The sequence below is a fragment of the Singulisphaera photorubra genome, assembly GCF_045290345.1.
In the GTDB taxonomy this organism is placed as follows: Bacteria; Planctomycetota; Planctomycetia; order Isosphaerales; family Isosphaeraceae; genus Singulisphaera.
Map to the genome: position 1 here is coordinate 7,324,649 of NZ_CP155447.1, position 12,557 is coordinate 7,337,205.

The 12,557-nt window shown below is 64.1% G+C and carries 9 protein-coding genes; 5 read left to right on the forward strand and 4 right to left on the reverse strand.

What is annotated here, in order from left to right:
* Window positions 1-70: 70 nt before the first annotated feature.
* The 3 genes from V5E97_RS27615 to V5E97_RS27625 all read right to left on the reverse strand — a co-directional run bounded on the left by V5E97_RS27615 (window position 71) and on the right by V5E97_RS27625 (window position 3,560).
* Entirely contained in the window at window positions 71-298 is a 228-nt protein-coding gene (locus V5E97_RS27615; protein WP_406694781.1) for a hypothetical protein, read from the reverse strand.
* 533 nt (window positions 299-831) lie between these two features.
* Window positions 832-2,187, reverse strand: coding sequence for a sigma-54-dependent transcriptional regulator (locus V5E97_RS27620; protein WP_406694782.1), 1,356 nt, complete (start codon window positions 2,185-2,187; stop codon window positions 832-834).
* Window positions 2,184-3,560: a two-component system sensor histidine kinase NtrB gene (locus V5E97_RS27625; protein WP_406694783.1), complete on the reverse strand. Its 1,377-nt coding sequence runs from the start codon at window positions 3,558-3,560 to the stop codon at window positions 2,184-2,186. The genes V5E97_RS27620 and V5E97_RS27625 overlap by 4 nt, the downstream gene beginning before the upstream one ends.
* Before the next feature lie 1,175 nt (window positions 3,561-4,735).
* Here V5E97_RS27625 and V5E97_RS27630 point away from each other — a divergent pair.
* Window positions 4,736-6,478 carry a SulP family inorganic anion transporter gene (locus V5E97_RS27630; protein WP_406694784.1) on the forward strand — a complete coding sequence of 581 codons (1,743 nt, stop codon included), beginning with the start codon at window positions 4,736-4,738 and terminating at the stop codon, window positions 6,476-6,478.
* Between the two features lie 66 nt (window positions 6,479-6,544).
* On the opposite strand, the gene V5E97_RS27635 is transcribed toward V5E97_RS27630, so the two are convergent.
* Entirely contained in the window at window positions 6,545-7,528 is a 984-nt protein-coding gene (locus V5E97_RS27635; RefSeq protein ID WP_406694785.1) for a phosphoglycerate dehydrogenase, read from the reverse strand.
* Window positions 7,529-7,781: 253 nt separating this feature from the next.
* Here V5E97_RS27635 and rsmH point away from each other — a divergent pair, with 253 nt between their 5' ends.
* The 4 genes from rsmH to V5E97_RS27655 all read left to right on the forward strand — a co-directional run bounded on the left by rsmH (window position 7,782) and on the right by V5E97_RS27655 (window position 12,414).
* Window positions 7,782-8,843, forward strand: a complete 1,062-nt coding sequence (rsmH, locus tag V5E97_RS27640) for a 16S rRNA (cytosine(1402)-N(4))-methyltransferase RsmH (protein WP_406694786.1) — start codon at window positions 7,782-7,784, stop codon at window positions 8,841-8,843.
* A 100-nt stretch (window positions 8,844-8,943) separates the two neighbouring features.
* Entirely contained in the window at window positions 8,944-10,221 is a 1,278-nt protein-coding gene (locus V5E97_RS27645) for a hypothetical protein (RefSeq protein WP_406694787.1), read from the forward strand.
* A gap of 22 nt (window positions 10,222-10,243) precedes the next feature.
* Window positions 10,244-11,419: a HEAT repeat domain-containing protein gene (locus tag V5E97_RS27650; protein ID WP_406694788.1), complete on the forward strand. Its 1,176-nt coding sequence runs from the start codon at window positions 10,244-10,246 to the stop codon at window positions 11,417-11,419.
* Between the two features lie 347 nt (window positions 11,420-11,766).
* Window positions 11,767-12,414, forward strand: coding sequence for a hypothetical protein (locus V5E97_RS27655; RefSeq protein WP_406694789.1), 648 nt, complete (start codon window positions 11,767-11,769; stop codon window positions 12,412-12,414).
* Window positions 12,415-12,557: the final 143 nt, after the last annotated feature.

Genomic DNA, 12,557 nt, shown 5'->3' on the forward strand with positions numbered 1-12,557 from the left:
ACGGCCTCGAGTCAACCTCGACGCCCTCGTCCTTGGCGTTCGTGGCTCGTTGTCGGACGGGCGCATTACGTTACATCCAACGGTCATCGTCGGAATCGGTCCTGTGCTCCTCGCTGGTCAGGCTGAGGTGGTCCAGGTCTTCCTTGGGGTCGTCGTGCCGGTTTTCACAAGAGAGACTGAGGCGGTCCATCGACTGGTGGGGCGTGTCGACGTTGGCTGGGTGAGGTGTCCCCCGCTTCACGGCCTGCCACAGGGCCGCGGTCGTGAGCTCAGACAGGGCAATGGCCAAATGGGTCATGATTGGGATCCTCTCGTCCGCTTGTTTTGGCGCGTTGGTTGAGTGAAGGGGGGCGTCCTCCGACCGACGATGGACTCGCGTCCTGCCCGAGGGCGCAACGGGACAGCTTCGCTTTCTTGAGGCATAGTCCGAGGCCAATGGCCGACGCGTCGGTCGCTCGAGTCCGGTGGGCGGATCGCACTTCAGCCCAGCGCGGACAACTCCGGACGCGACGGGACGAGAGGGTCCGGCTTCCCAGCCCAAGGCAAGGGAAGGCCAGTGACATCCTCAACCGTCATCGCCGTGAGTGGACCTGTTATTCGTGATCGGTCGGAAGTTTCCGTCTGATGCAAGAGAGCATTGCGCGTACCGGACGGCGCAGGACGCGGTGGATATTTCTTAATGCCTGATGGCTATGAGAAATAGGTGAAATGGCCATGCGCGATCGCTGGGCCCGCGGAGGATTCGGGTCCAGATATGTCGGCAGGTTTTTGCCGGTCGTGGCGGGCTTTTGCCGGCCCGATCCGACGAGGAGCGAATGGGATCGGACCGGGTTATTGGAGGGAATAGCGATTCATCTTGTAGCGCAAGGTGCGGACACTGATACCCAGGATCTGGGCCGTGCGTTCGCGGTGGTTGTTGCATTGAGCGAGGGCCGCGAGGATGACCTCTTTCTCCGTCTCCTGGACCGCCGCATCGAGGTTGAGAGTGCCTGGCCGCGGTGGTGCCTGGATTTCCTTGGGCAGGTCGCTGGCATGGATCACGGGGCCTTCCACGATCACGACAAGTCGCTCGATGCAATTGCGGAGTTGGCGGACGTTGCCTGGCCACGAGCCGTCGCACATGACGCGCATGGCCGCGCCGGCCACCAGCTTGGGCTCGCGCCGATGCCGGGTGCAGGCCCGTTGCAGAAAGTGTTCGACGAGCAACGGGATATCGTCGCGCCGCTCGCGCAAGGGGGGGACCCGGAGGGGCACGACGTTGAGGCGGTAGAAGAGGTCCTTGCGCAGGGCGCCTTCGGCGACCAGTTCGTCGAAATCTCGGTGGGTGGCGGCCACCATCCGCACGTCGAGGGGGATCAGCGTCTCGCCTCCGACTCGGCGCACCTCCTGTTGCTCGAGGACGCGGAGCAGGTCGACCTGCGTCTTGGGGGCCATCTCGCCGACTTCGTCTAGGAACAAGGTGCCGTGATCCGCCATCTCGAACCAGCCGGGCTTCTGGCGGATCGCTCCGCTGAAGGCCCCCTTCTCGTAGCCGAACAACTCGCTTTCGATCAGGGTCTCCGGCAGGGCTCCGACGTTGGCCGTGATCAAGGGGCCGTCACGGCGCCGGCTCAGGTTGTGGATCGCCCGCGCAATCACTTCCTTGCCCGTACCGCTTTCCCCCTGGATCAGCACGGTGAGGTCTGTATCGGCGACCTGGCGGATGCACGCGAACACGTCGTGGATCGCGGCGCTCTGGCCGATCATCTCCGGGAACTCACCGGCCGCCGCCAGCCGCTCGCGGAGCAGGTGATTCTCCTTCCGCAGTCGATGATGCTCGAAGGCGTTGTGGACCAGGTGCCCCAGAATCTCCAGATCGACGGGCTTGGTGAGGTAGTCGTGCGCTCCCAGTCGCATCGCCGCGACGGCGGTCTCGACGGTGCCGTGGGCCGTGATCACCAGGATCAGGGTCTCGGGCCACTCGTGCTTGATGAGCCGCACCAGGTCCAGGCCGCCGAGCGGCCCCGGCATCTTCAGGTCGGTGATGACGAGTTGATGGGGCATGCGCTGGAACAGGGCCCAGGCCTCGGAGGCGTCCGCCGCCGTCGAGACGTTGTAGGACGCTTCCTCCTCCAGCGCCAGGGCGAGTCCCGAGCGGATGTTGGGTTCGTCGTCTACAACCAGGATGCGAAAGGGTCGATCGCTCATGGTGTCCCGTTCGCCCCTGCGATCGGCTCTCGAGGAATGAAGATGCAAAACGTCGTTCCTTGAGGACCCGTCCGGAAAAGGATTCGGCCTCCGTGCTGGCTGACCACTTTTTCGGTCAGGGCCAGCCCCATGCCGGTTCCTCGAGGCTTGGTTGAGACATACGGCTTGAATAGATCCTGCTGGATCTCCGACGGGATCCCTGGTCCCGTGTCGGCGATCTTGATCAGTAACTCGCCATCCGGGGCCGAGGCGTGCAGGCTCAGGCTTCCTCCCTCGGGCATCGCCTCCAGGGCGTTGATGACCAGGTTGAGGACCGCCTGCTTGAACTTGTCGGCGTCCATCAGGGTTCGGGGGAGTTTCGCGGGCGGACGCTGCAACGTCACCTCGACATTCTGCTGGGCGGCCTGCGGGCCGATCAGACGGAGAGTTTCCTCGAGGATTTCATGAGCATCGGTCGATCGGACAACCAGATGCTGGAGACTGGCGAAGTCGTGGAAACTCTCCAGGACTCCGTTGAGCCTGTTCACTTCGGATTTGAGCACCTCGATCAGTTCATCCACCGGCTTCCTGAGGGTTGGATCGCGCAGGCGCTTCTCCAGCAACTGGACGTGGATGCTCAGGGCCGTCAGGGGATTCTTGATCTCGTGATGGAGGCCGGAGGCCAGGGTCCCCAGGTTGACGAACCGCTCCATCCGGCGGACGCGATCCTCCATCAGAATCCGATCGCTCACGTCGCGCAGGAGGATGACACAACCGAGTGCCGCGCCCGCGGAGTCCTTGAGCACGTGCGCATGGGCCCGAATTCGCCGGAGGCGTCCGCCCTGTTCCACGTCGAAATCCTGGTCCCAGACCGCCGCGTGGCGTTCGGCGACCTGCGCGGCCAGCGCGATCAAGGAAGATCCGCCCGAGGTGATACTCGCCAGGGGACGGCCGACACACTCGGACTCCAACCCGAGAATTCGGCTCGACGCCGGATTGATGCTCGTGACGTTGTTCTGGAGATCGATCGTGATGACGCCCTGGTCCATGCTGGCCAGGATGTCGCGGGCCAGCAGCTTGACCTGATGCAACGCGCGACGGACGCCGAGTTGATGTTGCTGCAGCCAGAGCGTTGTCAGGGTGCAGAGCAAGAGCACGGCCGACGCGATGGCCCGGACAATGATCCGGGTGCCGATATCCTGCCGTAACGATTCGATCTCGGCCACCGAGACCGGACGGAGCCCGCCGACCCAGGTTCCCAGCAGGCGATATTCGACGAAGACCTGGTGGACGGCGGCGATGCTCAACGCGAGCGCGACCACGAGCATGAGCAGGACGATTGCCGGAGTCAATGAGATCCGGGTGTGTGCCTCGGAGGCCTTGATGCGGAGCATCGCAAGGCCCTCCCCCCCTCCTCTGCCCATGAAATCGTCCCCCCCTCAGGTTGCCTGCATTTCGGAACGATGGGTTCGCTGCCGAGCCCCTGCTTTTCCTCGTAAGCCGTCCCCGGGGGGGAGGTCGGGCCGGAGGAGAGGGGCGCCCTTGGGCAATGGCGAGGGCAAATCAGGTCACCGTCAAGCCTGTATCCCAACGGGTTATCCATCATAACAAGGGAATTCACTCCCCCACATCGCCACTCCGCGGGGCGGCACCGGCAAGAACCGGCTCGAACCGGCAAGAACCGGCCGCCCCTGCAAAATGTTGCCGGGCCTCACTCTGCGGCGGGTCTGAGCCCTGGCCTTGATGAAGGCTGGAGTTGGCGATTTATCTTCTGAATGAGGTTGGGGTTGCGGAAAAATCGTGAGAATAAGCTCAGTCTCGGCGCAGACCTTGCTTAGCCGTGACGGCAAGGCCTCGTTTTGGGCGGTGAGTCGATCGGACGCACCGGTCATTTTTCGGCCTGGACTTCTGTAAAGGCGTGAAACGACTCGTGGTAACACCCTCGTTACTTTTACTCAGCTTGCTCACCTTGGGACGAGCGACCTTCGACGAAGGTCCCGCGGATCTGCGTCCGCCGGATCTCCTGTTGATTGTGGGGTCCTCTTTGCCTGGGGGTGGTGACGGGATTCTCGTCACTCAGGAAGCGGTGTTGGAGGATGGCGAGGGAGAAGAAGAGGGAGGCGAGAAGGAGGCTTTGGCATCCTCCTCCTTCGCTCCGATCCCGATCGGCGTTTCCGGCCACCCGTCGCTTTCCCAGCATTCCCCAGAATCTCAGCACACCCGCGGAGGATCCCGATCGCTCCGCGCCCCCCCTTGTTTCTCATAAGAGCCGGCCCCCCACTCTCCCCCTCCGCCGGCTCTTCTTTTTCTTCCCCCCTCTCCTTTGTCATCCTTTCCATCGGCTACGTTCCCTCCCCCCCACGCCGTCCGATGGCGCCGCTCGGATCCAACCGGGAACGGACATCGTCCCCGATCAGTTCGCCGTAAGGCTCATCCTCCCCATGGTCGGGAGCTGGGTCCTCGGTCCCGGATCGCGAGAGGCGTCCTTTACGTGCCCCCCTTTCATTCTGGCTCCACGCCCCCCGATTCGCGGCACGATCCCTCGTGGGATTTGGGAGAGAATTGGCCTATGAAAACCGAATTACATGGCGTGTCGGAGAAGCCACGCAATGGCCTGGCCGGGCTCAAGCACTGGCGCTATGACCTCTTTGCCGGGCTCCTGGTTTCGTTGATCTCGTTGCCATTTTCCCTGGGCATCGCGGTGGCATCCGGGGCTCCGCCGATTGCCGGGCTCTTGTCGGCGATCATTGCCGGCCTGATTCTCCCCTTTCTGGGGGGATCTTATGTGACTGTGAGTGGACCGGCCGCCGGCCTGGCTCCCGCCTTGCTGGTTGCGATGACGGTGCTCGGGCGGGGGAACCTGGAGATCGGTTACCCGCTTCTGTTGGGCGTCATTTGCCTGACCGGAGCCGTTCAAATCATCCTCAGCAAGATGAAGGCGGCACGCTTCTGCACGTTCTTCCCGTCCGTGGTGGTTGAAGGCATGCTTGCCTCGATCGGCCTGATGATCATCGCCAAGCAGTTGCCGCACCTCATCGGCCACGAGTTCAAGTTTCATGAATTCTTCGGCATGCTCGCCGAGACGCCGTCCCAGTTGCGGCAGACCGAGCCGAAGGTCTTGCTTCTGGGGATGGTGTGCCTGGTTCTGGTCTTCTCGCTCGGGTCGCTCAAGGCTCGCTGGCTGAAGGTCGTCCCGCCGCAGGTACTCGTCGTCGGGATCGGCATCATCCTGGCACGGCTGCTCCACCTCGACAGCCGCTACTTGATTCACATCCCCGACGAGCCCTTCAAGCACGGCATCGTGCTGCCCAACTTTCAGGGACTGATCGCCGATCGGACGCTCTGGCTGTCCGTCGTGACGACCGTGATCACCTTGACGCTGATCGACGGGGTGGAATCGCTGGCCACCATCGCCGCGATCGACCGAATCGACCCGTTTCGTCGCAAGTCCGACCCTGACCGGACCTTGTTTGCGATGGGGGTGAGCAACATCTGCTCGAGCATGGCCGGCGGCCTGACGATCATTCCCGGCGGTGTCAAGAGTACCGCGTGCATCCAAGGGGGAGGCCGCACCCAGTGGGCCAACTTCTACAACGCCTGCTTCCTGCTGATCTTCCTGTTCGCGGGCCGGGGCTTGATCAACCTGATCCCGTTCAGTGCGCTGGCCGCCATCCTGATCTTCACCGGGTACAAGCTCTGCCGGCCCAGTGTCTGGCGGCATACCGCCGCGATTGGCAGTGAGCAGTTGCTGATCTTCGGCACCACGGTGATCGCCACTCTGGCGACCGACCTACTCTGGGGGATCATCATCGGCACGAGTGCCAAGATGCTGATGACCATCGCGTTCGAGTTACGGGCCGGAGGATTGCCGATCCGGGCCGCCACGCCGCTTGGGCTGGCCGCCGGTACGCTGGGGGGGATTGCCGACCTGTTCCGCAACCCGGTCGTGGATCGCGAGTTGATCGACGGGACCTACCACCTCTATCTGGGGCGACCGCTCGTCTGTTTCAATACCCTGCAAATGAGCAAGGAGTTGGAGAACATCCCCACGGAAGCGGAAAACGTCTATCTTCACATCGAAGGCGGGGTCTCGATCATCGATCACACCTCGTGCGACAACTTGACGTATTTCACCGAGGAGTTCGAGAGCCAGGGGAACCGCAAGCTCGGGGTCCTCGGGATGGATCGGATGCGGATGCGCTCGAGCCATCCCTCCTGCATGCGCCTTGGCGTTCCGGGTCTGGCCGTGGACGGCCCTTGTCTGCTGGAGGCCGTGGAAGAGCTCGGGGTCCAGGTCGGCGAGGTCGATTGATCCGCTTGAGTTTGGCGGGCCGAGGAGCGAGGGGCTGTGGCCTTCGTTCCTCGGCCTCCGATCCCATCACCAGCGCCAGTCTTTGGCCAGTTCGCGGTTGACGACGCAGTCGGCCGGCCAGACGCCTTGATGGAGCGACACGACGCACTTGGCGGCCAGCTCGGCCATATCCGCCATGCTCTTGACGTCGATCCCCCCCATGTGCGGGCTGATCACGACGTTGGGGGCACTCAGCAAGGGGTTGCCCGGCTCGGGCGGTTCCGCGTTCAAGACGTCGAGGCCTGCGCCGGCGAGGTGGCCCGATGCCAGGCTCGCGGCCAGGTCGGCCTCGACGACCAAGCCTCCGCGCGAGGTGTTGATCAGGTACGACCCCGGCCGCATTCGCGCCAGGGCCTGGGCGTTGATCAGGCCCTGAGTCTCCGGGGTCAGCGGCATGTGCAGGCTGACGACGTCGGACGCGGCGAGCAGGTCCTCGAACGGGCCGCGGACGATGCCGTGCCGGGTGTCGAAATCCAGGTCGGGGACCGGGTCGTAGGCGAGCACACGCATTCCGAAGGCGAGAGCACGCGTCGCCATCGCGCGACCGATCCGGCCCAGGCCAACCAGGCCGAGCGTCTTGCCTCGCAAGGGCTGGACCAAGGTCCGATCCCACCCCCCTTGGTGGATACTCTGGTCGTTCTTGACGATGCTCCGGGTCAGGGCCAGAAGGAGAGCGAACGCCTGCTCGGCCACACTCTCCTGGTTTGTCCCGGGGGTGATCACGACCGCCACTTTGCGGGCGGTCGCCGCGACCACATCCACGGCATCGTACCCGACCCCGGTCCGCGCGATCACGCGAAGCCTGGGGGCGACGTCGAGCACCGCGGCCGTGATCTGCTCGCTGCCTGCCACCATCGCGTCGAACTCGGGCAGAATTGCCTTGAGCGAAGCTTCTGTGGGAACCTGCTCGCCGCGAAAATCCACGCATTGGAATCCGGCGGCTTCGAAAATCTCGCGGTACGAACCAGGTCGATCGCGGAGTGGCGCGGGAGTGATCAAAACGGTGGGCATGGTGATTCCGGCAGCACTTTGCGGTGAAAACGGTGAATCCACGTTTCGCCACAGGCTAACCGTGCCGGAAGGTCGTCGCTAGGGGCCACTCGCTTCCGTTAAAGCCCACGTCGTTCTCGAGTGCGACCGCCACTTGCGCCAGGGTTTGCCTCGTCTCGAGGAGCGACCTGAATCCAACCGGGCGGGTCGCCCGGAATGATGATAAAATCGTGAAACGTTTCCCGAAGACAAATCACGCAACGCGAATCCGGCCATGACCGACCCCACTCCAGAGAAGCCCGGGCGCCGCCCACGTTATCGCGGCAAGAACCCGCGAACGTTTTCGGAAAAGTACAAAGAGCACCGGCCCGAGCAGTACGCCGATGATGTGGCGAAGGTGCTCGCCGGCGGCAAGACTCCGGCCGGTTCGCACCGGCCGATCATGGTGTCCGAAATCCTCGAGGTCCTCGCGCCTCGGCCTGGGGACGTGGCGGTGGATTGCACCTTGGGGTACGGCGGCCACGCGCGCGAATTACTCGCGGCCGTGCAACCGGGCGGCCGGCTGCTCGGGATCGATGCGGATCCGATCGAGCTGCCCAAGACCGAGGCTCGGCTTCGCGCTCTCGGCTACTCCGCGGAAGCGGTTGTTGTCCGGCGGATGAGTTTCGCGGGCTTGGCGAAGTTCGTGGCCACGGAGGCTCCCGAAGGCGCGGATGTGGTGCTCGCGGATCTCGGCCTCTCCTCGATGCAGATCGACGACCCCGCCCGTGGTTTCACCTTCAAGGAGAACGGCCCGCTCGACATGCGGATGAACCCGGCCAAGGGCTTGTCCGCCTCGGCCTTGCTTTCGACACTGGCCGAGCACGAGCTGGCCCGGCTCCTCGTCGACAATGCCGACGAACCCCTCGCCGCCGAGATGTCCGCCGCAATCGTCCGCGCCCACGCACGATCTCCGCTGGCTACGACGCGAGCCCTGGCCACGATCGTGCAGACCGTCTTCGATCGCTGTTCCGGCCGTTGTCTAGGGACCGCCGATGATGCGGTTCGCCGCGTTTTTCAAGCGATCCGGATCGCCGTCAACGATGAATTCGGCGCCTTGGACGCACTCCTCCGCATGGCTCCATTTTGCCTGAAACCAGGAGGGCGCATCGCCTTTTTGACGTTCCACTCCGGCGAAGATCGCCGTGTAAAAACGGCCTTCAAAAACGGGCTTCACGATGGGACCTATGTGTCGATCTCGCCCGAAGTCATCCGCGCCTCGGCCGAGGAACGGTACGCGAACCCGCGTTCTTCCTCGGCGAAGCTGCGGTTTGCCGTCCGAGGTGCATCCTCCTAGTGCCACTCGCTGAGGTGTCGCTCGCCGGTTGCCGATCTGTTAGAGTCCTGATCAAGCTTATGATCGAACCGGCAGAGTTTCACCCCGCGGAGGCCCGGTGATGACGATCGGAAAATGGCCACTCGCTGCCATCGCGGCGGCGGGACTGCTGGGGCTTGGTCTATCCGAGCCCGAACAGGACGTGGCCGCACGACTCACCAGTCCGACGAAGATCAAGCTCGACTTCCGCGACCGCAAGGTCTCTGAAGTCATCAAGGCGATCGCGAGTCGCAGCGGTAAGCGGGTCGTCGAGAACCGGTCGATGGTAAAAACAGTGGCAGGGGTCGTTCACCTTGGGGGCCAGCCGGACCTGAGCTGGCTCGACCGCGATGTGACGTTGGAATCACCCACCCCCGTCCCTTTTTGGGAAGGGATCGACCGGCTCGCCGAAGCGGGGCGGCTTGCTTACAGGTTGGCCGAGTTCGGCGAGATGGGGTCGGCGACGACCGGTGTGTCGGTCGAGGGGGATGGTGCCGCTCCGAGCCCGGCCTGCTACGCCGGCCCGTTCCGGGTTGGCCTGCTCGGGGTCCACGAGCATAAAGAGGTCATCCTGGTCCAAGGGGCGTGGGTCCGATTCAATCCCGCGAGCACGGTCGCTCAGGCCACCGCGGCGGATTTGAGCTCGGCACCAAAGGATGGCGGGCCGTGCTACGTCGAACTCAACGTCGCTCCCGAACCCGGCCTGATTTGCCGGCGCAACGGGCTCTTGCAGGTCATTGAGGCCGTCGACGACGCGGGGCGGTCGATTCTGGCCCCCTCGAGGGAGGACGCGAGGCAACCGTTCCTCGCGTTTGCGGACGTGGGCGGTGGGTTCGTCCCGGTTTTGAGGATCCCGATCAAGCCCCGCGAAGAAGGGGGCAGAAGCAAGTTGATCAAGACGCTTCGCGGCTTGATTCCGGTCGAGATCGCCACGCTCCAGCCCAAGCCGGCCCTGGTCATCCCGTTGGGGGCCGCCGAGGGGAAGACTTTTCGCGGTGGTGGGGCCGAGTTCACGGTGGAGACCGATCGAACCGACCCGAATGGCCGGATGAACCTCGCCTTCTCGTACCGGCTTTCGACCGAGTACGAGGCGGCCGTGCGTGAATCCCGGCTGGCGGCGCTGAGGACTTACCAACTCCAGATTGTCGACGCCCAAGGCAATCCCGCCAGCCATCAATCCAGCTCCAGTGGAGGCGATGGACTCGGCAAGATGAACTATTCCTCAGAGTACATCCCGAGCTCCCAGGCTCCCCAGCCAGGAATGCGGCCCCAACTTCCAGCGGCCGCGATCCGCTATTACGACCTTGATCGCGCCGCGTTCCAGATCCCGTTCGAGTTCCACGATATCCCCCTACCGTGATTCGCCGGGAGGCGCTGCCATTATGAGCCTGGTACAACTGACTCTGCTCGCCCTCCTCGGCCTGGCTGCCGATCCCGCTGCGCTCGTCGGCGACCTCTCCTCGCCCAAGGAGGCGGTTCGCCTGGAAGCCGCCGGAGCGCTTGAGCAACTCGGCCGCCCTGCTCTGCCCTCGCTCTACCGGGTTCGCGATTCCGACGATCCTGAGCTCCGTCGTCAGGTCGCCAAGCTGATTGATCTGATCGAACGCCAGCGGCTCCTCCAGGCGACCAAGGTTCGGCTCGACTTTGAGGACAAGACACTCGCCGAGGTCGCCGAGGCTCTCAAGGCGCAGACGGGCGTTTCGGTCGTTCTCGGACCGGACGAGGCGCTACGCACGCGGCGGGTCACCTTGCATGCGAAGGAGTCGGTCCCGTTCTGGAACGCGCTCGACCGCGTGGGGGCGACGTGCGGGGTTCGCCACAATCCTGGCCTCCCTTTTTCCATCTCGCCCCGTGAGCCGACCATTCTCCTGGGACTCGCCGAAGGCCCCCCCGTGCCGGCCAGCGACGCCGGCCCGTTCCGGGTTTACCTTGTTCGGCTGGGCCGCCACCGCGAGGTCACGCCGGCCAAACCGCCGGCCAAGGTCAAATCCCACGAATCCCTCACGGTTGATTTTCAATTGATCGCCGAGCCCGGTCTTGCCGTGAATCAGATCGGGCCGGTCGTCCTGGACGAGGCCGTCGACGACCGTGGTCGCGACCTTCGCCTCGACCCTCCCGTCGGACCTCATCCGACCCGCGTCGAGGCCCCCAAGTTCGGGGAAGGACACGCGTCCTTGATCTCGTTGAAGATGCCCCTCAAGACCTTGGACGGACCCGGCGGGCGACTCCGCCGGATCAAAGGGCACGTGCCGATTTCGGTGATCGCCCGCGCCGGCGATCCGATCGTCGTCCCATTGGCCGGCGAAGAGGGGAAAACCTACACCAAAGCGGGAATCTCGCTGAAAGTGACGGACATCGGTCGCGCCGGCAAGGACACCACCTTCACCTTGCTGACCCGCGGCGAGCCGGTCCGACAACGCCGCACGCCGCAACAAGAGATTCCCTGGGCGATTTTCAGCCGTTTTACCGGCTCGAAAACCACATCCAGGTTCAGGACGCCCAAGGGCGGCCAATCTGGTGGAACGCGCGTGAGCTCATCCGGAAGCCACAGAACCTAGAATATGTTCGTCAGTTTACGGCCTACCAACGAGAAGAGAGAACCCCGACGCAGGTTCTCTACCACGACGTCGTCGGGGCCGCGACGGAGGTCGCCTTTGAATTTACCGACCTGCCCCTGCCCTGAAATTATGGCATTAAGTGGTTATTGGGATTTGATATGTATTGGTGGTTTGAATTGGTTGGCCGGCTTCTGTCCTGCCTGTAGAAGAGGTGGGAAACCGTGCCCGGACGGCTCGCAGCGACCGGTATGCTGAGAACGTCTGGTGAGCGAGTAAGTGCGAGGCGAGGGGACGGCAGTCTCGTCGAGGTGCCACACTGCCCGTTTCCAGGGTGGGGAGACGGCTTGATGCCGAGACAGAACCGGGTGACGCCGTTCGGCGAGATCGTCGCCGTCCCGGAGCGGGGGACGTGCCTGGGCAACCGAGGGCTCCTCCACGACGAGGCGATGCGCGTCCGCCGGCCTTGGCAGGTGAAGCGCTGGATCCTTTGCCGGCTGGAGTTCCGTGGCCGGCAACGGGTCATCATGGCCCCAGGTCGCTACACCGAGCTCTTCTTCCTCGACGAGGCGACCGGGCTGGCGGCCGGTCATCGCCCTTGCTTTGAGTGTCGGCGGAGTGGGTTCGCCGCCTTTTGCAAAGCCTGGGCCGCCGGGAACCCCAGGGACCCCGGCGCAGGACCGCCCACGGCCGCCTCGATTGACGAGCGGCTCCATGCCGAGAGGGTCGGTCCCGGCCGTTCCAAGCAAACCTTCCGGGCGGCCCTCCACGACCTGCCGGACGGCGTCTTGGTGACCAGAGACGAGGACCGCGAGGTCGCTTACCTGCTCTGGGCCGGGCAACTCCTCGCCTGGTCACCCGGTGGTTACACGGGACGTCTGGCGCGGCGGGATGGCGAGGAGGTCACGGTGCTCACCCCAAGATCGACGATGGGGGCGATCCGGGCGGGTTACGTGCCCGAGGTCCATCCCTCGGCGCACGGGGCGTGGGCGACCTGACCGGGGCGGTCAGTGGCCGAATTGAGCGTCTTCACCGCTTCGATCCCCTACGCTCGCCTCCGCGCAGTCGTGAACCGTGACTTTTTTTCCAGAAAGTCGTATGAAGCCGACCGGTTGGCCCCTTCTTGTAAGTATGGGTGACG

Bases quoted from the DNA above. Each gene is read 5' to 3' on its own strand.
- V5E97_RS27615 (WP_406694781.1), bottom strand. From the start codon at position 298: ATGACCCATTTGGCCATTGCCCTGTCTGAGCTCACGACCGCGGCCCTG.
- V5E97_RS27620 (WP_406694782.1), bottom strand. From the start codon at position 2,187: ATGAGCGATCGACCCTTTCGCATCCTGGTTGTAGACGACGAACCCAAC.
- V5E97_RS27625 (WP_406694783.1), bottom strand. From the start codon at position 3,560: ATGCTCCGCATCAAGGCCTCCGAGGCACACACCCGGATCTCATTGACT.
- V5E97_RS27630 (WP_406694784.1), top strand. From the start codon at position 4,736: ATGAAAACCGAATTACATGGCGTGTCGGAGAAGCCACGCAATGGCCTG.
- V5E97_RS27635 (WP_406694785.1), bottom strand. From the start codon at position 7,528: ATGCCCACCGTTTTGATCACTCCCGCGCCACTCCGCGATCGACCTGGT.
- rsmH (WP_406694786.1), top strand. From the start codon at position 7,782: ATGACCGACCCCACTCCAGAGAAGCCCGGGCGCCGCCCACGTTATCGC.
- V5E97_RS27645 (WP_406694787.1), top strand. From the start codon at position 8,944: ATGACGATCGGAAAATGGCCACTCGCTGCCATCGCGGCGGCGGGACTG.
- V5E97_RS27650 (WP_406694788.1), top strand. From the start codon at position 10,244: ATGAGCCTGGTACAACTGACTCTGCTCGCCCTCCTCGGCCTGGCTGCC.
- V5E97_RS27655 (WP_406694789.1), top strand. From the start codon at position 11,767: ATGCCGAGACAGAACCGGGTGACGCCGTTCGGCGAGATCGTCGCCGTC.